Here is a 24579-nt window from a genome sequence, read left to right as displayed (position 1 = left end):
AAGGAGCAACCATAATGGCTTTCCCAGTCTTTCCGTTCTTGCACCCTGAAGCTGCTGGAAGCGGTGGGCTTTGAGCAAATTAAAGTGAACTGCTTCAGTCGCAATGGTTAATCGGGTCTCAAAATATCACCCGCTTACCAGTGGACGATTAAATTAGAGATTCTAACGTAAACATTCCCCTTCATTCTGTCCAGCTTCTATAACAACGGAAGGCACGGAAAGCATGGGGTAAAAGAGTATAGATAATGTCTTTCCGTGTCCTTTCGTGTTTTCGGTGGTTAATTCATACCTTAAAAAGCACTTCACAGAGAATTGCAATCCCGTCTTTTACAAAGAGGTGTATGGTTTTCTTCCCTTCAAGGCCTTTTTCGACTTCGTTTCTGACTTCCCAGTAGTCTTCGGGTTTTACGCCTGCCCGAAGCACGACACTTCCAACGTTCCTGTCTTTCAGGAACTTATTGATTTCCCTGGGCTCAAAGGGGGTGACCTTCAGGACCAGGTAGTGATGTTTGATCATGGACTGCTTTATCAAGGCATCAGAGGTCAGCAAAAGCCTCTTTTTGTCAACCCTGAATAGCTCGAAAGCCCCTACAATGGGTCCTGCCATCTGCATCATGGATTCCACAAGTTCAGGCAGCAGCCCTGCTGCAACAACAGAGGGTTCTGGTTCATAGGCGCAGAGTTTCATCTTTTCCGTTTCCCTTATCTGCGGAAGCGGCACATTCTTTGAGACCAGTCCTTCGCCTGCAGGAAGAGCCACAGCGAGCCGATCATACTGTTTTAACCCGCCGAAGTAGAGAGTCAGGCGGTTGAGCTGCCCTTCCAGGGAAATATACTCTTTTTCGCAGTCAAAAGGAATCCTTTCCGGCGGCATCTGGGGTGGAGCTTCGAAGGCGAAATTTTTTGTCTTTTCCCCATAAGCCGAAATTACATTCGGGATTCCGGGCTCAAGGCTTGAGACATGCCTCTCATCCTCTTCTGCCGGGCGGAACGGGTCCGAAAAAACGACATCTACTGCCGGGATCTGCTCTATAACTTTCGGGTCAAGGGCATCCCCACAGATGAATTTCACATTGTTAAGCCCGTACATCTCGCAGTTCTGTTTTGCATACTCGATTTTCGCGGGGTCGATTTCCACTGCATATACAAACTCACACTGCTGCGCAAAGAAGACGGTTTGCCCTCCTATCCCGCAGCTGATATCAGCAAGAGTCTTACATCTCAGGCGCTGCGCCCTGTAGCGGGCAATAGGCTCAGGGGTTGCAAAGCGCACGCTTTCCTTATCCCCGTGCAGGGGTTTTTCAAATTGTTTTCTCCGTGCCACGTCGATCAGAGGAGTAGTAGGAGTTTTATGGGATTTAAAGGCAACTGAAAAGGAAGGTTGTATCACTTCCCGAGTTCCGAACCTTGTTTTAGTGGAGATTGCTCGCGAATTAGATACACCTGGAGATTTCAATTATCTCTGTATTTTTTCCTGGCTCTATCGGCAGAAGGACCGGATCACAGTGCTTTCCTGAAAATTGATGACCTATTTAGCATTCATAAAACCTTAGCAGAAAACCCGTTAAATTTTAGATTTAGCGGGTAGTTGACTTTCTGTTTTCAACTGATCCCTTTCTGTTTCCAACTGATCTCTTTCTGTTTCCAACTGATCCTGGGCCATAAATATGGGGTTAGAAAATTAAAAAAAGATAAAAATAGTTTCGAATCAGTAAATGTTAAACTTACATTTTCCACTTCTCTATCTGTTCTTCACGCCATTTCTCGATCGCTTTCCATATTGGCAAAGGATCAATGCCATGAACTTTGATATATTCATCTCGCATATACTCGTTCATATTGCCGTCTATGAAGCGTAATGTAGCTTTATCTGGCTGCAACCTTGCTCCTGCCGGTACTGCTACAGGGTCTACACACACCTCTGCACAGTAGCGCCACTCTTCTCCGCCGCCTGTTGACTCTATCCTGAACGGCTTTCCGCAGTTTGGACAGACTCCAATCATTGTCCGATCATCTTTTTTATCCATGTTTCCCCCCATGGCAAGAAATGCCAATCTATCTAAAATTCATGGACTATTATATATCCTGTTTTATATATCTCTTTTGTCTATTGTTTCAATCCTTTTTTCAGTGGGAAATGCCTCTCTACGGGTTTTTTAACAAATTGATAATTTTCTCCTCAGGCCAAGATATAATATTTGACCAAAAATGGTTCTGATTCTCAAAAAGAGTCGGAAAATTCCGGCAATTCTACGTTAATTAGAAAAGAAAATGAATTCTACGTTAATTAGAAAAGAAAATGTAATGAAGGGAGATTTGAATTATTCTCCCTTTATTATCCTTGCAATGTCGTCCCCGACATCTGAGGTGGTGCTCTTGCCGCCCATGTCGTAGGTTTTGACTTTGCTGTCCAGGATATTTCTCTGGATTGCACTGACTATGTTGTCTGCAGCTTCCTTTTCTCCAAGCTGTTCTATGAGCATTGCGCCTGCCCAGATTGTGGCAATCGGGTTGACTTTGTTCAGGCCTTTGTATTTTGGGGCTGAACCGTGGATTGGCTCAAACATGCTTGTGCCGTTCGGGTTGATGTTTCCGCCCGGGGCAAGGCCGAGGCCGCCCTGGATCATGGCGCCGAGGTCGGTGATGATATCTCCGAACATGTTCGGGGTTACTACCACATCGAACCATTCAGGGTTTTTCACAAACCACATTGTAATGGCGTCAACGAAGTTGAAGTCCGTGGTAACGCCTGGGTGCTTTTCAGCAACCGCGCTGAACTCTTCTCTCCATAGGCCGTAGATGTCGGAAAGAACGTTTGCCTTATCAACAGATGAGACGTGTTTTTTCTGTTTTTCTGCAAGGTCAAAGGCGTACTCGATAACTCTTTTTGTACCTTCTTTGGAGATAAGGCCGATCTGGTACCCAATTTCCTCGCTGTCGGTCTCGATATCAAGGCCGAATTTTGCAGAGTAGAGTGTCCTTTTGACTTCAAGGAGGTCTTTACTCTCTCCTTTTTTTGCCCTGCCGCCGATTCCTACGTAAAAGTCCTCGGTGTTTTCCCTGACCACGACAAAGTCGATGTCTTTTGAGGTCTTATCCTTGATTGGGGTCCAGACTCCTTCGAGGAGTTTTATCGGGCGCAGGTTGACATACTGGTCAAAGTAAAAGCGCGCAGTTAATAAGATTCCCTTTTCAAGAACCCCGGGGGCAATCCTCGGGTCTCCGATGGAGCCAAGGTAAAGGGCAGGGTAGCCGGATAATTCCTTTAAGGTCTCTTCCGAAATCAGCTCTCCCGTTTCCAGGTAGTGATCTGCTCCATGCGGGTATTCAATCCATTCTACATCAAAACCGAATCTCTCGCCTGCGGCATCAATTACTTTTCTGCCTTCAGCGATGATTTCTGGGCCTATCCCATCTCCGGGGAGGACCGGAATCTTATACTGCGTCATGTTTGTACTCCTTTCAAATTTACAGGCAAAACTGCCTTTTTACTACGAGATGTCAAACGTGGATCAGGTCTGTCTTTGGACAGGTTTCCTGTTTTTCAGCGCTCAGAGACCAGTTTCCGGGCATACTCTATAAGCCCTCCCCCATCTACGATCTCGCGGACGAAATCCGGGAGTGGGGTTGCCTGGTAGGTCTCTCCTTTTGTTTTGTTTTGAATGACCCCTGTTGCAAGGTCTACTTCAAGTTCATCTCCGTCGTCGATCTTGTCCGTGTCCGGGCATTCAAGGACAGGGACTCCGATATTGATAGCATTCCTGAAAAAGATCCTTGCAAAAGACTTTGCGATCACACAGGATACCTTTGACCCTTTAAGGGCAAGAGGGGCGTGTTCACGCGAGGATCCGCAGCCGAAATTGCTTCCTGCGACCACGATGTCATTTTCATGAACATTTTTTGCAAAATCAGGGCGTACGCCTTCAAATGTATACTTAGCAAGCTCTCCCGGGGTATTGAAAATCAGGTACCTTCCGGGAATTACTGCATCCGTATCCACGTCATTTCCGAATTTCCAGGCTCTTCCTTTCATGAAATCACCGTAATTTGCTGTAATTAAACGCTGTTGATTAAATGTTCACGATCTCTAAGGTAGGATGCCCGTTACTTCAGTGGCGGGAGGTATTCCTTCCACTTCCAGGTATTCCTTCCACTTTGTTGGATCTCTCTACTCTGCTTTGGAAACGAATTTCCTTTGCAGGTTACACGGTTTTGGAAAACCGTCTCCTCTCGCCAATGTTGGACATGCTTGTTGTGTGTAACACACCGCCCCTACCTCTCAGGACTTTTGATGTTACACGATATGGAAGTGGACTGAGGAAGCATCCAAATGTATCATGACATATCCAACGGAGTCAATTAAGACTTAGGCTGGTCAATCAAGGCTTGCCGAAACAAGCCTCCCACTTTAGTGGGGGGTTATTGACAGCCTGTGACTCAGCTAAACTCACAGGGTTGAAGTATCACAGGTAATATTTAAATTATTTTCTGACAGGTTATAAATATGGTTAACAATTCCTACCGTTTTACGGTTAGTTTTGCCCGGAAAACTTTAGTAAACAAATACTCTGCCTTAAGCAAATTGCTCTGGGTTTTGAGCTGTTGTTTCTTCTTTTTCCTCTCTTCAGGGCTCAAGAGCACTTGGCTCTCCTCCTCCGTGCCAGCTCCTCCTCGGGCGGATGCGCACCATATGGACAGATTCCGAGTGGTCATCTACTATCAATGCAGCTCCCCTTTCACTCCCCATTTTCTTCAGGTATGCCCTGAGGCTTTCCTGCATATAAAGGGGTCTGGAGGTTTCAAGGGCAAGAATATCATCACTTGAGGTGAGGCGGTGGCAGATAAGAAGGTCGCTCTGCGAGACAACATCAGGGTGAAGGCTTGCAGGTCTCTGGGTTGCCAATACCAGGGAGAGGCCGGGCTGCCGGCCCTGCCTGAGGCAGCGGTTAATAAGCACCTCCGAAGCAAGGCTTTCTCTCCCCGCGGGGACGAAGATATGTGCCTCATCTATGAAAAACCAGACCATGGGGAACTCTTCTCCTTCCGATTTTTCTCCCATCTGCTTTTTTTCATAGGCCCTTCTTGCCTCAAGCCTCTCTGCATAAAGCCTGCCTGCAAGAATTGATACTGCCGCAGCACAAACGTTTTCGTTTTCAAGGGCGCTTACATCAAGGACTGTTGTCCTGCCCCCTGATATTAGTTCTGATAGAGGCGTCCCTTCCTTTGAAAACAGACCCCATGACTTCACAGCCCTTAAATAGTTTTCAGCAGCCCCTTTAGATGCTGAATCCGAACGCGTATCCAGGAATATCTCGCTGATAACGTCTTCAAAAGAATATGGTTCGCTTCTCTCCCGGAGGGATTCAATAGTCCTTACGAGCATAATTCCAAGAGGAGAAACCTCTTCAATCTTGAGAACCCTGCACCACTGGCTTCCGGAGAGCTCCCGGATTGAAATCGAAAAAGGCTTTACCTCTATGTTTCGCTTTTTATAGGCTTCGACCTTTCCTGCTGGTACGAAAACCTCGGTTTCGAGTCCTGTGGGTACAATGTCCCAGTTTTTTAGTCTTCCTGCCTCGGAAGCATTCGGATAACTCATTGTCCAGAAAATTCCCATGGTATCGATAATAAGGGACGCAAGTTTTCCCTTGATGGCGGGAGGGAGAAGGGCAAGTTCTTCCAGCATGCACCCCATCGTATAGGATTTCCCGTATCCTCTTTTCCCACAGATCAAAACAGCATGAGGTTTAAGGGCATCCAGATAAACGGCAGCTCCCCTCGAATGGTCAAGTGCCATATAGTTTCCAAGAAACAGGAGCCCTTCTCCATCATTTTCTTCGTTACCAAGAATGCGCAATGTCCCGCTGAATTTTCCTCCAAAAGCAGGTCTGAACTCTTTATTTTCCCCTTCAGGCATCCTTGATAGTATCGGACTGATAACTACTTAAAATAATTTGTTTAGATTGGGTAAAATAAAAGTCTCTATCTTTAAGTTTTTCAGGCTTGGATCTCGTTTTGAGGATCCTTTTTAAGGCTCTTCGCTGTTTTGTATGGATTGAAAATAATTGTTCAGTTGGGACGCGACCACACTAGAAAGATAAACATTTCTAGAAAGATAAACATTTATCTTGAATGTGATTTCCCACTATAAATTTTTTCAAATATTATCTGTGTGCATCTCCAGATTCAGGAAGTGAATATAAATTACCCACTTGAAATAGTGATGAACCAAAAAATCTTCTATTTAAGAAAAAGGGGTAATCAGGGATTGAAAGACCATTCCAACCCTGAATATCTAATGAAAAATTGAATCATTTGAAAGTTTCTGAAGATTTCAGTAACTTCAAAATACTTCAGTAGCTTCAGGTTATTATCTTATCCAGCTGGTTTGTCTGGGCTGCCTTTTTGATTTCCTGAGCTATTCTACGTCCGGTCGAGAGGTCTTCCTGGATCAGGTCTGCGTAAGGGGAACCTGAAACGTAAAGGTTTGTTCCTGCAACAATCCTGGCTGAAATCTCAAATACCTTAATCTCAAGCTCGTCCGTAAACACCGTTTCAAGGCAGAAAGCCCCTATCATCCCGCCGAAAAGGCCAAGGGATTCTTCAACCACTCTTTCTCCAAGAGAGAAGATCAGAGGCAAGAGGGATTCCCTTGCGACGAGGGGTACGTTTCCTGTAACCACATATGTCGGGCGGATACCTGCTTCTATAAGTTCTCTGGGAGAGCCAAGCCTGAAGATCTCATCGGCATTGGATTCTACCCTGCGGTCCATGCTAAGAAGTTCAAGGCTTCCTTCGCTTAAGGTATATCCTTCGTTTCTGATCGGGGAGTAGAAGTAATGCAGGTAATAGCGAGTTCCTGTAATGAACTCCTGGATAGTGTGTTTCTGCGTGTGGTCAACGAGTTCCTCGAATTCCTCGTAGGTTTTTGCAACGAAGAAGCCTTTTCCTCCTCTTGCTCCGTCGTACTTAACCATCACAGGCCCGTCGATATCGTGAGGATCATCTATTTTTCCGGGCATGTGGATGCCTGCTCCGAGGAGCCATTCCCGTTCTTTATTCCGGTCCGACTCCCACTCCAGTACAGCCCTGTTCCCGAAGGTAGGCACAGCCATCTCTGCAAAATTCTCCGTGCCCAGGTAAGCAACAAATGAACCGTGCGGGATAATGATGGTGTTTCTTTTTCTGAGCTCCTCGGCCTTATTCATGATATCTGCATAACTTTCGACAATAAGGTACTCGTCGGGTTTTGCTTTGGGAAATGCCTCGTAGAATTTGGGCGGTTTGCCAACGCAGATCCCAAGAGTTCTGAAACCTTCTTTTCTAGCTCCATCAAAAATTTGAAGGCTTGAGTGAGAACAGACGGTTGCAATAGTAATGTCTTTTAAATCGTAATTTTTCAGAAATTCAAGAATCTGCTGTTTTGTGATCATAATTGCTACCAGCGGAAAATTTAGATTAGAATATACAATGTTATATTTAAGGTTAAGGGAAGGATTCTATATATAAATATAGTAGTGGATCTATAATAACCCGCGGAAAATAAAACTTTATATCAAGATCGGTGCAAAGTACAGTATAGAGTATAATTTAAAAATACTGATAATAAGGTTTATTAACTCAGGAAATACGCATGAACGGGCTTGAAGACAGAGAAGGTTTATCAGAAACCGGCGAGCCTCCCCAGGGGCCTGGATCCGGGGAGCAGGATAACAGGGTGCTTGTTCTCCCTGTAAACGGTGACTCAAGAAAACTTACCCAGATCCTCTCCAACGAAACATCCGTGAAGATCCTTGAACTTCTCGGAAAGAAAAGCATGTCTGCAACCAATATTGCAGAAGAGCTGAACCTCCCCCTTACTACGGTCAAATATAACCTCGATTCTCTGGCTGAATCCGATCTGATTAAAGTCAAACAGATAAAATGGAGCCAGAAGGGGAGGCAGGTCAAAATCTATGAATCAGTGGAAAAGCTGATCGTCCTCGTCCCTTCAAGAAATTCTATGGACAAACTTTCCATTATAAGTTTGCTGCAGAAATACATGGGAGTAATAGGGGCAGCTTTCTTTGCAGCTGCAGGAATAGAGTATCTCTCAGTCTACCTGCGGGCAAAAAGTATCATCGATGCCACTGCTCCTTTGCGGAGGGGGATCACGGGCCCCGCAAATGAGGCTTATCCAGAAGCAATGATTATGGGGGACGTTGAAAACGAAAGCTTGAGCCCTAAAGCAGAGGGTTATGAGTCTACTTTTGACCAGGCAGTGCCAGAAGAGGCGGCAATGAACGCAAGCCCTGAGCCTTTTGATGGACAGCAGGTAATGGAAGGTGGGAGCGCAGAAAATCTGTCTTCGGGGGCGGAAGTTCTCCAGGAAGAAGCGGTTGCGGAAGTCTCTGTCCCGGAGACTCTGGACTCAACTCCGGAACTGCCTGCCGTCCCTTCCGAAGGGCTCACACACTTCGGAGGAATCCATGGGTTTTATGATTCCCTTTCTCTTCACCCGGGGGTCTGGTTCCTTTTCGGGTGCATCTTTGTAATATTTTTGGTGATTTTAAGAGAAGTCTATTATAAGAAAAAAACCAAGTAATCAGGGATCGTATGAGAGTCGCTTTAAAGCTTGCATACATAGGCACCGAGTTTCATGGATCCCAGATCCAGCCGAATGTCGAGACCGTGGAGAAAGAACTCTTCAAGGCTCTTCGGAACCTCAGGATTATAGAAAGCCCCAAATCTGCTAATTATACTTGTGCGGGCAGGACTGATGCAGGAGTTCATGCCTTCGGACAGGTCATCGCTTTTGATACGGATAAACCGAACCTGGCAATTCCCAGAGTCATCAACTCCGAACTTCCTCCAACCATATGGGCATGGGCTCATGCGGAAGTCCCCTGCGACTTTGATGCCAGGAGGAGTGCGGTTTCCAGGCACTACCGCTACGTGATGAGCGGCGAAGAGTACGATATTTCAAAGATCAGGGAAGCTTCAAAACTGCTGCTCGGAACCCATGATTTTGAAAATTTTTCCCGATCAGACGGAGAAAAAAGTACTGTTCGTACTCTGGAGAGAATCAATGCCCGTGTAGATGGGGAACTTACAACGATTGAAGTAGTTGGCAATAGTTTTCTCTGGAACATGGTCCGAAAAATAGTGACCGCCCTCTCAATGATCGGAAAAGGGGTGCGTGATAATGACTGGTTGCTCCAGATGCTAAATCCCGAGATTTATGAAGAAGGAATTGAACCGGCTCCTCCCTATGGATTAACCCTTATGGGAGTAAACTATGGGGGAAATATAGAATGGATTGAAGATCATTACTCAATCAAGCGGGCAGGTGAGCAGAACCGCAAACGCATTCTCAGGTACAGGGTAATGGCTGAGGTGCTGGAAGAACTGATTTCCCATGAGTAATAAGTCTATTTAAAGGTGAAAAGTCACCTTTCTATCTTCCCTTCCATTTTCAAACAACTTTTACCTTACTTTATTCTATATCCTTCTGGAAAATAGTTATTATCCGTGTGAGACTCCTGTGTACTCTCTGTACATAAATCTCAAGAACCTTAAGTCCTGCCTTCTCCCCGTATTCTAATGAGGCCTTGTCCGAGACAACAACTGCGATGCCCCCGGGTTTTAAGACGCGGTGGATTTCTTCAAGGGCGCCGGAATATAGCTCTTCTAAGGACCCGGCAAGGATTGCTGCCGACCTTCCGTAGGGCGGGTCGGTGACGACGGTATCGATTGTAGAGTCCTTTAGCGGGATCCTGCAGGCATCTCCCTCCATCAGGATGTAGTCCAGTTCATAGGCTTCCAGGTTCATGTGAGCCCCAAGGACCAGTTTTTCCTGGGCATCTATTCCTATGACCCTTGCACCCACAAGCCCGGCTTCTACAAGTATGCCTGCAGTGCCGCAGAAAGGGTCAAGGAGGAGCTCACCCGGCTTTATCCCGGAAAGGTTTGTAAGGGCGCGGGCAACTCTTGGCATAAGTACGCCAGGGTGGAAAAAAGGCTTGTTCTGGGGGGTCCTGGCTTCATATGCGCTCCTGTCAACCGAGGACAGTAGAGTCCCAAGTACAGCTTTTTCACTCAGGATGAGCCGGAATTCTACATCAGGGCTCTTCAGGTTTGCCCTGAACCCTTTCCTGTAGATGAATCCTCCAATTTTCTGCTCAAGGGACTCGCACGGAAAGTCAACGTGGTGTTTGATCCTTTTTGCCCTGACAACAAAACTTTCTCCTTCCCTGATATATTCTCCAGGTTCAAAGGCTTCAGCAAGCTTCATGACCGCATCAGGGTTGTTTTCGGTAATCCCTACAACTTTCAGTACATGGTGGGTCATTGCCAGCCTTTCAGTTACAGGACCTTTAAGGGCTCTTTCAACATCCTCTTCTCTGCCTGCGATATCCACTACAAGACACTGGTCTACTCTTGCATGGGGCCGGAAATCAAGCCTCTCAATTTTGAGGCAGGCAAGGATTTCGGCAGCTGGCAGTTCTTCGTGCTCTCCAGAGAGTTCAAAAGCGTATAACATTGATGATCAGAAATAAGTTGATTAATATAGTTCAAAATGATCTTCAGGCAGAGTGAAATAGTCTAACGAAATTCAAAATAATTTCTTGCAGATTAGGGGACAAAATATAAAATATCATATATTTAAAATTGTGTTAAGCCTGTGTTTTTATTTAAGTTTGTTTTTTCATTCGTGTTTTAAGAAAAAAGTTTCCTGAACAGGGGGCAGCCTGTAAGAGATCAATATCTGATAGATCCGCGTGTAAGAGATTACATTCAAGAGGTCTGCCTGTGAAGCAGGTTCTATCCTTCAAAATATCCTTCAAAATATCCTTCAACACATTTTTTCAAGGGCTTCCCTGCCAGTCATTCCTATCTCAATTCCAAGCTCTCCGGCAAACTTTGTTACCTCGACAACAGTGGCTTTGAGCATATCTTCAAAACTCTGCACACCTTTCACTTTTGCTGCCGTATCCCCAAGGGTCTCAGCGGCACTGACATTAAGATAGCCGCACATCAGAAAACCCTTCTCTGCCCTTATAACCAGCAGAGGATACTTCTGCATCTCAAATCGGAGGCCAAGTGCGCACCCGTTTTCAAGTGGAATCTGTTCAATGAGCATGTTTTTCTGAATAAGCTTCAAGCCAGATTAACTTTTGGGCTCGGGTCCGGTTCCGGCGTCGGTCAGGCTCCGTTCAGGCTCCGATTTATTTTTTTGAGGATATTTTTGAAAAACCCGGAGGGTTGACTGACTTCAGCTTTTTCTCCAGCAGTCAGGGTCTTGTTTTCCCCTGCTCCGTTTTCGTTCTCTACACTCTTATTCTCCGTACTCTTATCCCTATTCATTTCCATAGCCAGCATTTCGGCTTTAAGGCTTTCATTTTCCGAAAGCCATAGTGTAATGTTTTTTTCAGGGCCGAAGTTCCCTCTCAGTAATGTACGGTTATTTTCAAACTCAAGGCTTTTATTCTCAAGACCTTCCGTTAATTCTGCATCAAGGCCCTGCGGGAGAGTAATCGTAACATTTGAGTTCGGAGTGCCCATAAGCCATATGTCTGTTCCGGGGCCTGCTTCTTCTTTGAAACTATAGGTTACACTGGCGCGGTTTGTAATTGACGAGGTTTTATCAGTCCTTCCGAGGGTTTCTTTTGAGATCCAGAACTCAACGTCTCTTAACTCAACAGTATCCGAAGTCGAGTTGAGCCTTACATCAGGTTCTTCTTTTATGGCTTTCTCCATTTTGTCCCTTAAAAGAACCTCCATTTTCAGGATTTCCCAGGCATTAACAAAATTGTCATTGTTGCCCGTTTCTCTGTCTATGAGATTCCTTAAAAAAATAGCTTCGTTATCTGTAGTTTTCTCGTCGTAATTCCACGTAATCCCGTCCCTTTCCAGTGTGATATTGTTTCCTGGAATAAAAGCAGCAGAGCAGGGTTCTGCAAGAAGGGCAGGGATGAGGAAAGTTGCCAGTAAAAGACTGGCTAAAAGGAGGTGATGCAGTTTCAAGGCTGTCAACTCTTTTTTATTCGTTCTTCATCTTATTCGTTCTTCTGTTTTTTCTTTTCCAGGACTTATTTTGTTGTGACTTCACACCCGTCCTGGGTTATTATTACCGTATGTTCTGCCTGGGACACAAGCCCTCCGGCACTTTCAATAAGTACGGGATAAGAGTGGATAATTCCGGCTTTTTCAAGCTGGATCAATGAAAATTCAAGTTTGTCTGAATTGAGCCAGCGCTTTGCAAAGGGGAGTTCCCTGTATTCTTCTACCTGTTTCAGGACGTTTCTGATTGCTGGCAGACGTACAGGCTTTTTCCTTATAAGGCTGTATATCTCTGCCCAGCTGCCGTCGTGTACAAAGCCTGTTCCGTTAGTTGCAAAAGGTTCGATTGCAAGTACATCACCTTCCTTCAGGACAACTCCCCCTTCTACGTGTTTGTTGGGCACTGAGGGGTTGTCGTGGGCCTCATACTGAGAAAGCCCATGGCCTGTGAGGTTCATAATAGGATTTAAGCCGTAGCTGCGGATACTCTCCTCTATTGCAGCCCCTACTTCCCCTGTGCCGACCCCTGGCTTCATGAGGTCAATAGCTGCTGCAAGGGCTTCTTCCGAAGCTTTTACGAGATCTGAATTGCCTGAAAGGTCCACAGTTACTGCCGAGTCTGCTATGTACCCGTCAACATGGACTCCGAGGTCCAGCTTCACTATATCTTTTCCGAAGACATCCTTATCTCCTGCTTTGGGAGTTGCATGGGCAGCTTCCTGGTTTCTTGAGATATTGCAGGGGAAGGCAGGCCTGCCTCCAAGCTCTATGGTTTTCTTTTCCACAAATTCAGCAACTTCAAGCAGGCTGTTTCCGACTCTCACCATATCTACGGCTTCGGTCCTGACAATCTTCAGAATCCTGCCTGCTTCTCTGTACTTTTCAAGGATATCTTCTTTGTTGTATACATTATCTGTCATGTTAACCTCAAACTGGATGATTTCTCATAAACGTATCCAGGCTATATACTGGCTGTAAGCCTTATTATAGCAATATTCTGCCAGTAGTCCTGTCTATAAAATCCGATCTGTGCAAACCTGAGTTATAACCCCTTATTTTGGTTGATTTCTGCTGTATTACTGCTTATTTCCTGTAATACTGCTTCTTTCCTGTAATACTACTTATTTTCTGTAATACTGCTTATTTCCTGTATTTCCGGGCTATATAAGGCAAATTCTGATTACAATCTGGTTGCTTAATTTATATAAATGATTTTAATACAAATTTCTTTTCTAATTCTGTAAGGTTTTCACATCCTGTTTCGGTTACCAGCACCATATCCTCAAGCCGGATTCCCCCAATTCCGGGATAATACAGTCCGGGCTCGATTGTTATCACATTACCTGCTTCCAGAAGCACACCGTTTTCTCCTACGCCGGGAAGTTCATGGATGTCAAGCCCGACCCCGTGGCCTGTAGAGTGAGTGAATCCGGCTTTTGCCCCACTTCTGTAAGTATGATAGCCCCGTGCTTCAAAAAGGTCACAGACGGCACTGTGTATTTCAGCTGCCTTGACTCCGGGTTTAACCATTTCCAGAGCTTTTTGTTGGGCTGCAAGTACAGTTTCATACATTGCCTTTAGTTTTTCCGAAGCCTCTCCCCTGATCACGGTACGCGTCATATCTGCAAAATAGCGCTTCTTTTTACTCCTTGGGAAAATGTCCAGGATGATCGGAGCATTTGCCCTGAGAGGCCCATCCGTAGTTCCGTGAGGGTTTGCAGTATTCTCTCCGCAGGAGACAATTGTCTCTTCGGCTTCGCACCCAAAATCCAGCAGGGTATGGTCAATGACTGAATTCACTTTAGCCCCGGTAAGTATCTGCCCTTCAAGGTAGAGAATGCCGTCCCTTTCTTCTGCTCCTGCTATCAGGGCAATTGCTGCCTTCATAGCCATTTCCCCTGCCATCTGGGCGTACCTTATGGCTTCAATCTCTTCCGGTCTCTTCAAGCTCCTCATTTTCCTGAAAGGGCTTTTTATAGGCACTACGGTAAATCCTGCTTCTGTAAGATAGTTTGAATAAAAAACCGGAAAATCGTAGGAAACTGCAACTTTTTTTACTTTTTCTTCAAGAAGCAGTTCGGATATGCAGGCTGCATAGGCAATAGATGCATCCTTTTTCTCCTTGATTTTCTCACGGTAGCCAAAGTCCTGAGTGGTTTTTATAATCGAAACCCTTGACTCGATTTCAGCCCTTCCGCGCTCCATTTCTGAAATGAAAAGAACTTCTTTCCCGGCTCCTGTTTGCAGATAAATGAAATCGTCCGATGCCAGGAAGCGGGTTGCATAGTAAATATCGGCATTATGAATACCCCCTGTCATCAGGTAAGCATCTGTTCCTGCTTCCTCAAGGGCTTTTTTTATGCTGAAGTCTGGCTCTGTCATGCAAGGTAATTCTTGCGTTTGTAGATAAAGTTGTTATCGTCCAGGCAGGCCTGTGTATCTGGTGTGAATGCAAATCTGGCCTGATAACAAATCTAATCCTGATCTAATCCGATGCAGCCCTGTTTTAATGTCGTTTAGCTTGTTTTTTAGGTATCTTTTTCAGGGCTTTTTTCAAGTTTGTTTTTGCCTTCCCCGCGATCTACTTCCTTTTTTAACTCCTTATTCATCTCGTTTCCAAGAACTAAAAGCTCCTCAAGCATCGTGAAATAGCGGTTAAGGGAAGCTGTCATTTCATCCGAAAACCTGAGAATACATACATATTTTCGTCTTCCCCGCTCTCTTACCCACACTCTGTCCTCTGGATTTGTATCTTTCACGTCGGCGAAAATCTCTGCTGCGCAGCCCAGAATCATTCGAATGTTTGATGTCAGGTCCCTCTTTATTCTATCTTTTTTAAACTCAAGGTAGTCGCGGGATATGTCTGTCTGAAGTAGCTGGTTCCTGTGAACCCAGTACTCATCGCGGTTGATGTGCTCTTCGACAATATCCTGTATGCGGGAGGGCAAGTCCTCAAGGCGTGACAGTTCATTAACCTTTTTTTTGCCAGTTTCTGCTTTCCCTGAGTAATCTTCGCTTTTCAGAGGAGGCACGTTTGCTTCTATTTCCCTTTGAATCCATTCCAGGGCGAAACTTTTGGTGGCTTCGATAAAAATGAGAGTCTCCTCTTCCATTTTTTCTCTGGTACTCTTCATCTTCTTGCAGAGATCGCTATCTCTGCCGGCGCTTTCTTCGGAACAATCCGGAGTATGGGGCCCAATTCCCATTTTTGTAACCTCCTGCGTCAGCTTTATTCCTTTATTCTTCTTTCTTTACATGTTTTTTTCGGGAAAAGTTTCCAGTGCTTCAGATCATGGTTCTGACCGTGAATGTGGAAGTTAAAAGGATTCTAAGAAATCGTGAGGGCCAGATCCGGAGATAAAAGGTAGAAGTTAAAAGGGTTCAGAGAAATCAGGAGGGTCATAGCAGGAGAATAACATGTAGAAGTAAAACAGGTAGAAGTAAGGTCCCCAGGGTCAGGAATTTCAAAATTGATTAAAATAAAAGCTGGATCGACTGATCAAAATTACACATTATGAAAAGCAGGTTTGGAAAAAGTATATTAAAACAAATTATGTAAAAACAAATTATGTAAAAACAAATTATGTAAAAACAATCTCATTAAAAAAATAAAGAAGCGCCCGGACCGGGATTCGAACCCGAGTCGGAGCCTCGACAGGGCTCCATGATAGGCCTCTACACTATCCGGACACTTCGGTCGTTTTAGTTGCTGTTTTGCCCGCGCTGCGAGCAAACCTTAAATGTCTCTCTTATATATAAATGTTCCCGTTGACTTGAGTCTGTTCTGGATTAAGTTCCAGGTCCCGCCTCCCAGACTCGAACCGGGGACATCGCGGTGCCTGCGCAGAGATGTACGGGTATTTCCCGCACGAACCGAACTACAGCCGCGCACTCTACCACTGAGTTAAGGCGGGACGATGATACTGATCCAGTGTTGCATTGTGCTACACTGCCTCAGTGCACCATCTCCATATATGGTGATGGTATTTATGTTTTTCGCTGGTGCAGGTGATAATTGCTGACATTTATATCATTTTTCATATTTATCAAAAATACTTTTGTATATTACAGCGAACATAAAGCATAATTACAGTAAGAAAATGAACAGATTTCACAATATGGAAGGGGTAGGGAATATGGTCACCCAAATCTTTACGAACGCCAATAGTTTTGATACGGTCAGCATCAACCTTGGAGACACTTTTGTGGTAAAACTCAGGGATCAACCCGGAGAGCACCTGTACAGTAAGGATAAACCTGTTGCCGAAACTGTATGGAAGATGGAGGCCGAGGAGGGGCTCAGACTGCTCCGGGAACAGTTTACTCCGGATGTCCCGGATACAAAGACTGTTCCAGGGGTTCATGAATGGGAATACGAGGCTGTAAAAACAGGCACCTGGGAAATTGAAGGCAGTTATACTATTTTCCGCTTTGGGGGCGAGGAGAAGTTCAAACTAATTGTTAAGGTTATATAAAAATTTCCTTGAATTAAAATATTTTTATTTTTCGGAGGCTCCCTGAGAATAGTAAAAAACTGCCTCGAATAGCTGAAAGTATAGTCTTACCAGTTGAGGATTCTTAAAATACTTGAGTTCGGCAAAATACCTGAAAGGTTGAAATACTCCTGAAAAATCCTATCTGCATGGCAAATCCTGTTTAAAAATCCCATTTTAATATCGTGAACTGTTGATGGATTGACTGTTGATGGATTGACTGTTAAGACCGGTACAGTAAAAAAGATGTGAAAAGAACCCGAAGGTCCCCCTCGATATTTTCTTGCCTCAGATATTTTTGGTTTTATTAGAAGGTGTTCAGTTCTCCCTTGATAACCATTTCTGTGATTTTTGTCACATTGGAAAGCCAGTCGTCAATTACAACTTCAGCTTCCGATTTGACCTTTGCAAAGGAGATGCCTTCTTTTGGAATGATCTGAGCGCTTGCCACAAGCGGCTGGTCAATGGGCTTTCCGATCTGGGAGAGCAGCCTTATATTGACGTCATGTACGTCAGGAACCTGCTTTACGATATCCCGGGCCATCTGTGTCGAGAGGAGGTTGTAGATTTTTCCGATATGGTTAATCGGGTTCTTTCCACTGGTTGCCTCCATACTCATAGGCCTGTTAGGTGTGATCAACCCATTGCAGCGGTTTCCGCGCCCTACAGAACCATCATCTCCCATTTCAGCTGAGGTTCCGGTGACTGTAAGGAAGATACAGCTCGTTTTCAGGTTATCGCCTGTGTTAATCTGGACCTTCACATTCCGCTCAGTATAGTGTGTTGCAAGCTCTTCCACATAGGTCTTCATTTCTTCAGTCATGCTTATGTAGCTGTCCAGATCGTCAATATACCTCCCTATCATGCCGCTGCATATAGTAAGGGTTATATCTTCCCCATCCCTGAGCCCCATAACCTTCATGTCTTCTCCTATTGCAGGCATGCGGGACTTCAGATCGGTAAGGAGCTGCCTCTCTGTATTGTAGACAATATTTTCAAGTTCTGAAAATGGGGCATGTCCAACTCCGAAAGAAGTATCATTTGCAACCGGTACCCTGTCTCTCTTGAAGACATCTCTGAGGTCTGAAGACCCTGTCCCGAGTTTGCAGTCCATGATCACGTCTCTCTCAAGATCCATGTTCACCAGGGTATTTTTCAGGTACTTGCGAGCAGCCTGGAGGGCTACGGACTCGGTGGCAAGCTCGGTGCCTTCGAACTCTTTAGTGGCTCTGCCCACAAGGAGCATATATATGGGCTGCAGTACCTCTCCGCCTCCGAATCTCGGGCTGGATCTTCCGGCTACAATCTGGGTTTCATCAGTGTTGTGGTGGAGTACAGTTCCACATTTGGTTATGTATTCCCTGCATAGCGCTCGGCTTACGGCTTCGGCAAGTCCGTCCGATATGCTGTCAGGGTGCCCTATTCCTTTGCGTTCTACAAGCTCTATCCGCTGCTTTTCGATCGGGGTTTGCAAAAGCTCTTCTACTTTTATATTTCGGGCCATTTGGATCCTCTTTTTTCAAAATGATGGATACTTTTATTACTAAATGTCAATATTACCGCTTTATTAATCTTTAGTCTGTTGGCTTAAGCAATCTACTTCCTTAATGGTAATTTTCAAATTAAATACTAATGTAATTACAACATTTATAATATTATTTATATGACTCGATAGTCTGTTTCTATTAAATTACTACGGCTATATAATAGTTCCCATGTATTCATTACCAGTAGTAATATTCGCTTTATATAGGCTGTCTTTCGGCTTTAACATCACAAAATTAGTCTATTTCCTTTGTGTAAAAATTTCTCACAATGTGAACCGAATTATCCTTATCACAGGGGTTCTGGAAAAAAGATTTACATTGAGCCTCACCGTGAAGTCTATATTATACAAGAGTATTCTGAATAAATGTTTTATACGGAATGAGCATACCCGGGGTAAACTTCCCGGCAGATTACTTAGATCATTTAGATCATTTAGATCACTTAGATCATTTAGATCACTTAGATCACTTATTAGAGGACAGAGCAGATGATTCGCATTGCAATACCCAATAAAGGGCGCCTTCACGAACCCACAATGTCTCTTTTTAAAGATGCAGGGCTTCCCATTAGCGGAGGAGCCGAAAGCCGAATACTCTTTGCAAAAACTACGGACCCTGATATTCATATTCTCTTTGCCAGGGCTGCTGATATACCTGAGTATGTACAGGACGGAGCTGCAGATGTAGGTATTACCGGAATGGACCTGATTACGGAAAGAGGGGCAGATGTTGAGGCTCTTCTGGACCTTAAATTCGGGAGAGCAAGCCTTGTTCTGGCGGTCCCTGAGGACTCCACTTTCCAGAAAGCACAGGATCTTGAAGGCAAAAAAGTGGCAACCGAGTTTCCGGAGATCACGCGCCAGTACTTCAAAAACCTTGGAGTTAACGTTGAAGTTATAAAGGTCAGCGGGGCCTGCGAAATGACTCCTCATGTGGGAATTGCGGACGCCATTGTAGACATTTCAAGCTCAGGGACAACTCTCCTGATAAACCACCTGAAAGCTATCGACACAGTCTTTTCTTCAACTGTTCATCTGATCGCTAACAAAAAAAGCCTCAGGGAAAAGGACAAAATCCTGGATATAAAAACTGCACTCGAAAGTGTGCTCAATGCAAAGAATAAGCGATATTTGATGATGAACGTTCCCGAAGCTTCCCTTCAAGCAGTAAAAGAGGTTCTTCCGGGAATGTCGGGTCCAACAGTCATGAAGGTTGAGTCCAGCAAATCTTCTGCAGAATCGTTCCTTGCTGTTCATTCAGTTGTGGACGCAGACCTGATCTTTACCCTGGTAAACAAGCTCAGGAAGGTCGGTGCAAGGGATATACTTGTCGTCCCCATCGAAAGGATCATGCCCTGAAAGGAAAATTACCTGGAAAAATTAAAGACATAAAAATAACCGAAACAGAAGATGGTTTTCTTGCAGATATGCCGGAGATGTGGTTTTCTATGGCTTTTGAAGTGATTCCTGCAGTGGATATGAGAGGAGGAAAGTGCGTTCAGCTGGTGCAGGGTGTGCCTGGCAGTGAGCTCGTATCCCTTGAGGACCCTCTCGCAGTTGCCCTTGACTGGGTCGGAAAAGGGGCAAAGACCCTTCATCTGGTAGACCTTGACGGCGCAATAGAAGGGGACCGAAAAAACGCTCCCATTATCGAAAAGATAGTCCGGATATGCCGGGAGAAAGGCGTGAGTATCCAGGTCGGAGGAGGCATCAGGAGCTTTGAAGATGCAGCTTCCCTTCTTGAGCTTGGGGTTTCAAGGGTAATTCTCGGAACCGCCGCCCTCCAGAATCCTGAACTTGTAAAACAGCTTTCCAGTGCCTTTGGAAATTCATGTGTAAACGTTGCGCTGGATGCAAAGAACGGGAAAATCTCGATCAAAGGCTGGACTGAGGAGTGCGCGCAAACTCCTGTCGAAATGGGCAGGAAGTTTGAAGAGCTTGGGGCTGGAAGTCTTCTTTTTACTAATATCGATTCCGAAGGCCTGATGCAGGGAGTAAACCCTGTTCCGACAAGGGAACTTGTAGAATCGGTCAGCATCCCTGTAATTGCATCCGGAGGGGTAAGCTCTCTGGAAGACCTTCAGGTCCTGAAGAAGACAGGAGCCGCAGGGGTTGTAGTAGGCAGTGCCCTTTACATGGGCAGGTTCACTCTTGAAGATGCGATTAAGGCTGTCCTCGGTGACTGATCAGACTGCTTGTTTTGACTTCTTAAGAGGCCTTATTCATCAGCCCATTTTCCTTATTTTTTCCGGAGCAAACAGAATATCAGGGATAAGCAAGGAACAGGTAAGCAGCTACATACAAAGTATTTAATTATTTCAAAAAGAATGTGAGGGTGTATGAGAACCGGCAGAATCTCCCGTAAGACAAAGGAAACCGATATCCAGCTTGAGCTTAACCTTGATGGTAATGGCATTGCAGATGTCAGTACAGGGATTGGATTTTTTGATCATATGCTTACTTCTTTTGCAAGGCATGCCGAGTTTGACCTTAAAGTGCGTGCCGAAGGCGACCTTTATGTGGATGAGCATCACCTCATTGAGGATACGGGAATAGTCCTTGGAAAGGCTCTTGCCGAAGCTCTCGGGGATATGGCAGGAATCGCCCGTTTCGGGGAAGCCAGAATCCCAATGGATGAAGCTCTTGCCGAAGTTGCCCTGGATGTCGGCGGGCGCAGCTATCTTGTCCTGAAAGCCGATTTTGTTGCCCCGCAGGTAGGGCAGTTCAGTACCCAGCTGGTGCGGCACTTCTTCGAAACCCTCGCCTCAAATGCGAAAATTACCATGCACGCCAGTGTCTATGGGGACAACGACCACCATAAAATCGAGGCCCTCTTCAAGGCTTTTGCCTATGCCATGAAACGGGCTGTAAAAATCGAAGGCAACGAGGTAAAAAGCACGAAAGGAACTCTCTAACACCCGAGTTGCGCCACCCGAGTTGCGCCACCCGAATTGCGCCTCGGGAGTACGCTGTCCTTTTCGCTACGCTCAAGAGGACTATCTTATAGCTTAGTTTGGCGGCAATTTTCTTAACTTTTAACTCGTTTCACTTTTTGATTTGTTCGTTTTGACCCGCCACTCATTTGCAAATACCAGCATCGATTCCGGCCTTAGCTGCCCCACGAGGCACATGTTCGCTGTTTTTGCAGCCTCGACTCCGGAGTCAAAGGGCATGGCTTTGGTGGCGACAAGGGGAATTCCTGCACGTGCGGCTTTTGTAATCATGTAGGCAGGCTGTCTGCCGGTGGAGAGCATATAGAGCTGTGACAGGTCAAGCCCCTTGAGGAATGCAGTTCCTACTACCTTGTCCACGGCGTTGTGCCTCCCGATATCGACAATCTGCGCTGCAAGCTTTCCTTTTCTGTCTATAAAGGCTGCAAGATGGGTTCCTCTGGTTAGCTTGTATGTCTCAGATTCGAGATGATCTGTGCCTGTAAAAAGGGCTTCGGGATCAAAAACAGCATCCGAATCTACGAAAATCTGTGCCCTGGATGCCTCATCTCGCGGGGTTCGGCTTTCCTTTTGAGTCAGGATATGGACCTCATTACCTTCCACCTCAACCCCTGCAATCTCTTCGTAACTGATAGCTCCCTCTGTTATCAGGTGCCCGACTGCGAGCTCTTTTAGCTCAAAAGGAGAGGAAAAAAGGGTCGTAAAAGGTTTCCCATTCAGAAAAAGTTTAACAGTGACTTCCCTTGCAAGCAATACTTTAGTGTCTTCGGTCCTGCCGTCGGAATGGATTCTTCTGGCAGGGTAAGGAGTGGTGTATCTCTCAGGCATATGGATCTGGATTCCGCTTTTTCTGTATAAGCGGATATAGTCTCCATATGCCTTTTTCTTTTCCGTCAGTCTAAGCGCACTGCGAGGTAATCGATATGGAAAGTGCCTTCAATATCATTGTTTGTGGAGGTGACTTTCAAATTCAGAGTAAGGTCATCTGGACTGCTTGGTTGCATAGTAAATTTATGGTTGTAAAGACACCATTTATTACCATTAGGTTTGAAAGAGTCTGCACCTACTCCTCCAAGAGTCATTTCCATTGTTGGTTCTTCATTATCTTCAAATTTGTAAATCATTCGAACTGTTACGGTAGTTACATTTGATTCAAATGTATCGAAATTATCGAGACCAAGGATCAAATTAATTGATTTCTTACTTTCTATGTAGTACGAAAAATTGTTTACCTCAGTGTACAAATTAAGCGGTTGGTTCTGGAAATCTCCCTCTGGAAGTAAGTAACTTTCGTTATAGTCCTCAAGAAGGGCAGGGTTTGGAGATAATTGCTTTTGTTTATAAGTTCCGGTGAAGGTATCGAAAGAGTACCACTGGTTCAGCTTCATCACTTTGCTAGTCCCGCTAGGTATAATCGCTCCCGCACCTGCTCCGTAATTGGCATAATTGAAACTGTTTCCGGCTCCAAGTTCTGCCCCTATTATTGTTTTGCTGACATAGAGCCTCTCGAAAGCTTTGCTGCCGCTGGACAGGAAAGATAAGCGCACAGAGCCGGAATCCGGGAGGTATTCCACCGTGTATTCTTTTCCGTATTCGAACCCCTGATTCTGTGCTGTTTCATTGAAGTATGAAGCCCAAGCATCCGGATATTTTGTGGCGATTGTCAGGTTGAAACCTGTGATGTTTGTGCCCAAGTTTTCATATTCCTGGCTGTCATGCACAGGATCTATTCCCCAGCCGGTCAGCCGCAGGGGAACGATTGTGTTTGAGGAGACTGAGTTCTGTTTCCCTAAAAGTTGAACTGCTTGGATCAGGAACGTATAATTGCCCGTTTTATTTTCATCCTCTTTGATATGAAGTGCGGGAGACTGTTTCATCACAGAGCTTTCATCGTTTGCAAGGATCAGGGCTCCGTTTTCATACCTGAAAATCTGGTCCGGATACTGCTTGTTTTCCGAATAGCAGGTGATCCCTCCACATTCAAGGGTATAAGGGCTAATTTTCTGAGTTGGGCTGAAGGGCGTTATTGTCATTGCGCACCTTTCAGTATTCACTTCAAGTTTTCCATCCGATTTCGAGGGTTCGAAAACCGGGACCTCCCCTCCTCCTAAATTGAAAGGTACAGTTGCCGATAAACCGTATGCTGAATAATTGCCTGAGTCCATGTACCGGGAGAGTATGTCTACCCTCGTTTTTACTCCCACAATGTCGTCCCACGTATCATACATGTGGTTCTGTTCCGCGTTACTTTTCCATTCGGGTACATATCCAAGCTTGACCACGGAAAGTACTGTGAATACGAGCGCCAGAAGCAGTACCGCTGCAATAGCGGTTACAGCCGCGGATTCGGATCTTGAAAGGCGGGATAAAACCCCTTCTTTCTTTCCGTCTGGTTCTTTTTTCGTAAAGGCGGCATTAGGGAGCATTTTCCAAACCCTGACATTGTGATTTTTTATTCTTTTTTCCCTTATTCTTTCCTTGATTTCTCGTTCAGTTTTCCATTTTTTTATCTCAATTTAAACCGATTCCAGGTTCTGCCTTGACCACGGTTTCACTTACATAAAGCCTTTTTAGTATGTCTGGGGTAGAGGCCTCTTTTGTTTTTGTCGAGTCGGATGTCGAGGGGAAGGTCAAACGTACACTGTTGCTGCTTTCACTTGATACAAGGGTATATTCGCCGGGGTCTATTCCTGTATCGTCAATTGTTTTTTCAAGATACTGTTCCCAGGCTTCAGGATTCAGCGTGTAAATTGTTAATATGAAAGATTCTATGTTTCCGAAATTGTCTCTGTCACTGTCATAGAGAGGTTTGTAATCGAGGCCTGCAAGGCTCAGAGAACATCCACTGTTTGAAGAAATCACGTCTGGAGGGTAATATTCCTTTTCGAAAATTCTTACCGCATTTATTGTGACATTATATTCATTTGCCGATGTCCTTGAGAAACGGATCGAAGGGTAGAGCATCATAGCTGATTGTTCTCTCTGGCCCAGGATCAGAGCCCCGCCTTCATAACTGAAAACCTGGTCTACATAGTACCTGTTCTGGGAATTATATGTGACCGTGCCGCAATTGATAGATTTGAAATAATGTCCAGAATCCGAATCTGGATTTACTATTATGCTCATTATACACGGGTCCTTATTTACTGCAAGGGTCCCGCTGGACTTTATGGAGCCTATAAGCGGGATAGACCCTCCCCCCATATGGAAAGGTACGCTCATTACTAACTGGGGTGATGAGGAATCCGGGTCAGAAGAATTAAGATATGAAGAATTTGGATTTGAAGCCAGGACTATTGACATCATGTCAATTTTTGACTTGAGATCTGCCATATCCTCCCATACGTCGTCCATATGAGAGTATTCTGCATCGCTTTTCCACTCTGGGATGTAGCCTATTCTTACAATAGAAAATACTGAAAAAACGATTGCTAACAGTAATACTGCCCCGATGACTGTTGATGTTGCGGATTCCGAACGGAAAAAATAGATTCTTCCTGGTCCGGATTTATTTCCATTATCTTCTTTCATTTATTTTTGAACCCCC

At 45.1% G+C, this 24579-nt stretch carries 22 protein-coding genes and 2 tRNA genes; 6 read left to right on the top strand and 18 right to left on the bottom strand.

The genetic code is table 11. The features are described 5' to 3' along the window. Window positions 1-283 precede the first annotated feature (283 nt). From EO92_RS04865 to EO92_RS04840, 6 genes are all read right to left on the bottom strand, one after another. Window positions 284-1324 (bottom strand): methyltransferase domain-containing protein, encoded by a 1041-nt coding sequence (locus tag EO92_RS04865; protein WP_048169825.1) that lies wholly within the window; start codon window positions 1322-1324, stop codon window positions 284-286. 400 nt (window positions 1325-1724) lie between these two features. After that, window positions 1725-2027: a hypothetical protein gene (locus tag EO92_RS04860; RefSeq protein WP_048162716.1), complete on the bottom strand. Its 303-nt coding sequence runs from the start codon at window positions 2025-2027 to the stop codon at window positions 1725-1727. 294 nt (window positions 2028-2321) lie between these two features. Then, window positions 2322-3449: an isocitrate/isopropylmalate dehydrogenase family protein gene (locus EO92_RS04855; RefSeq protein WP_048134900.1), complete on the bottom strand. Its 1128-nt coding sequence runs from the start codon at window positions 3447-3449 to the stop codon at window positions 2322-2324. A gap of 95 nt (window positions 3450-3544) precedes the next feature. Continuing rightward, entirely contained in the window at window positions 3545-4033 is a 489-nt protein-coding gene (locus tag EO92_RS04850; protein WP_048134901.1) for a 3-isopropylmalate dehydratase small subunit, read from the bottom strand. 591 nt (window positions 4034-4624) lie between these two features. Next, window positions 4625-5917, bottom strand: a complete 1293-nt coding sequence (locus EO92_RS04845; protein ID WP_048169719.1) for an ATP-binding protein — start codon at window positions 5915-5917, stop codon at window positions 4625-4627. A 445-nt stretch (window positions 5918-6362) separates the two neighbouring features. Next, window positions 6363-7433, bottom strand: a complete 1071-nt coding sequence (locus EO92_RS04840) for a formate--phosphoribosylaminoimidazolecarboxamide ligase (RefSeq protein ID WP_048134903.1) — start codon at window positions 7431-7433, stop codon at window positions 6363-6365. 200 nt (window positions 7434-7633) lie between these two features. Here EO92_RS04840 and EO92_RS04835 point away from each other — a divergent pair, with 200 nt between their 5' ends. After that, window positions 7634-8584 (top strand): transcriptional regulator, encoded by a 951-nt coding sequence (locus tag EO92_RS04835; protein WP_048169717.1) that lies wholly within the window; start codon window positions 7634-7636, stop codon window positions 8582-8584. 11 nt (window positions 8585-8595) lie between these two features. Further along, window positions 8596-9405: a tRNA pseudouridine(38-40) synthase TruA gene (gene truA, locus EO92_RS04830; protein WP_048169715.1), complete on the top strand. Its 810-nt coding sequence runs from the start codon at window positions 8596-8598 to the stop codon at window positions 9403-9405. A 70-nt stretch (window positions 9406-9475) separates the two neighbouring features. Here truA and EO92_RS04825 read toward each other — a convergent pair whose 3' ends face one another. The 8 genes from EO92_RS04825 to EO92_RS04790 form a co-directional block, all read right to left on the bottom strand. Further along, window positions 9476-10522 carry a TRM11 family methyltransferase gene (locus EO92_RS04825; protein ID WP_048169712.1) on the bottom strand — a complete coding sequence of 349 codons (1047 nt, stop codon included), beginning with the start codon at window positions 10520-10522 and terminating at the stop codon, window positions 9476-9478. A gap of 312 nt (window positions 10523-10834) precedes the next feature. After that, window positions 10835-11122, bottom strand: a complete 288-nt coding sequence (locus tag EO92_RS04820) for a YunC family protein (RefSeq protein WP_048169823.1) — start codon at window positions 11120-11122, stop codon at window positions 10835-10837. Window positions 11123-11184: 62 nt separating this feature from the next. Then, the gene (locus tag EO92_RS04815; protein ID WP_048169821.1) at window positions 11185-12006 is read right to left on the bottom strand and encodes a hypothetical protein; all 822 of its coding nucleotides are present in this window, start codon (window positions 12004-12006) and stop codon (window positions 11185-11187) included. A gap of 65 nt (window positions 12007-12071) precedes the next feature. Then, on the bottom strand, window positions 12072-12962 hold the full coding sequence (gene map / locus EO92_RS04810; protein ID WP_048134908.1) for a type II methionyl aminopeptidase: 891 nt from the start codon (window positions 12960-12962) through the stop codon (window positions 12072-12074). Between the two features lie 280 nt (window positions 12963-13242). Continuing rightward, a complete protein-coding gene (locus EO92_RS04805; RefSeq protein WP_048169711.1) occupies window positions 13243-14424 on the bottom strand; it encodes a Xaa-Pro peptidase family protein in 1182 nt (393 codons plus the stop codon). A gap of 146 nt (window positions 14425-14570) precedes the next feature. Beyond that, window positions 14571-15248, bottom strand: coding sequence for a hypothetical protein (locus EO92_RS04800; RefSeq protein ID WP_048169709.1), 678 nt, complete (start codon window positions 15246-15248; stop codon window positions 14571-14573). A 411-nt stretch (window positions 15249-15659) separates the two neighbouring features. Beyond that, window positions 15660-15732: transfer RNA gene (locus EO92_RS04795), tRNA-Asp, on the bottom strand. 111 nt (window positions 15733-15843) lie between these two features. Next, window positions 15844-15956 (bottom strand) — tRNA-Tyr (locus EO92_RS04790). A gap of 222 nt (window positions 15957-16178) precedes the next feature. Here EO92_RS04790 and EO92_RS04785 point away from each other — a divergent pair. Further along, window positions 16179-16517 (top strand): protease inhibitor I42 family protein, encoded by a 339-nt coding sequence (locus EO92_RS04785; RefSeq protein WP_048169707.1) that lies wholly within the window; start codon window positions 16179-16181, stop codon window positions 16515-16517. A 325-nt stretch (window positions 16518-16842) separates the two neighbouring features. Here the strand turns inward: EO92_RS04785 and EO92_RS04780 are convergent, their stop codons facing one another. Next, window positions 16843-18039, bottom strand: coding sequence for a methionine adenosyltransferase (locus EO92_RS04780; protein WP_048169705.1), 1197 nt, complete (start codon window positions 18037-18039; stop codon window positions 16843-16845). Window positions 18040-18570: 531 nt separating this feature from the next. Here EO92_RS04780 and hisG point away from each other — a divergent pair. The 3 genes from hisG to hisB all read left to right on the top strand — a co-directional run bounded on the left by hisG (window position 18571) and on the right by hisB (window position 20996). Next, window positions 18571-19440 (top strand): ATP phosphoribosyltransferase, encoded by an 870-nt coding sequence (hisG, locus tag EO92_RS04775; protein WP_048135369.1) that lies wholly within the window; start codon window positions 18571-18573, stop codon window positions 19438-19440. Window positions 19441-19529: 89 nt separating this feature from the next. Beyond that, window positions 19530-20267, top strand: coding sequence for a 1-(5-phosphoribosyl)-5-[(5-phosphoribosylamino)methylideneamino]imidazole-4-carboxamide isomerase (gene hisA / locus EO92_RS04770; RefSeq protein WP_048162725.1), 738 nt, complete (start codon window positions 19530-19532; stop codon window positions 20265-20267). A gap of 153 nt (window positions 20268-20420) precedes the next feature. Continuing rightward, window positions 20421-20996 (top strand): imidazoleglycerol-phosphate dehydratase HisB, encoded by a 576-nt coding sequence (gene hisB, locus EO92_RS04765; RefSeq protein ID WP_048169703.1) that lies wholly within the window; start codon window positions 20421-20423, stop codon window positions 20994-20996. Window positions 20997-21116: 120 nt separating this feature from the next. On the opposite strand, the gene fdhD is transcribed toward hisB, so the two are convergent. The 3 genes from fdhD to EO92_RS04750 form a co-directional block, all read right to left on the bottom strand. After that, window positions 21117-21860 carry a formate dehydrogenase accessory sulfurtransferase FdhD gene (fdhD, locus tag EO92_RS04760; RefSeq protein WP_048169701.1) on the bottom strand — a complete coding sequence of 248 codons (744 nt, stop codon included), beginning with the start codon at window positions 21858-21860 and terminating at the stop codon, window positions 21117-21119. A gap of 65 nt (window positions 21861-21925) precedes the next feature. After that, window positions 21926-23458 carry a hypothetical protein gene (locus tag EO92_RS04755; protein WP_052734271.1) on the bottom strand — a complete coding sequence of 511 codons (1533 nt, stop codon included), beginning with the start codon at window positions 23456-23458 and terminating at the stop codon, window positions 21926-21928. An 85-nt stretch (window positions 23459-23543) separates the two neighbouring features. Next, window positions 23544-24563 carry a hypothetical protein gene (locus tag EO92_RS04750; protein ID WP_048169698.1) on the bottom strand — a complete coding sequence of 340 codons (1020 nt, stop codon included), beginning with the start codon at window positions 24561-24563 and terminating at the stop codon, window positions 23544-23546. Window positions 24564-24579: the final 16 nt, after the last annotated feature.

Source organism: Methanosarcina sp. 2.H.A.1B.4, assembly GCF_000979385.1.
In the GTDB taxonomy this organism is placed as follows: Archaea; Halobacteriota; Methanosarcinia; order Methanosarcinales; family Methanosarcinaceae; genus Methanosarcina.
Note: the sequence above shows the minus strand (reverse complement) of the source record. Positions and strands in the feature narration are given on the sequence as shown.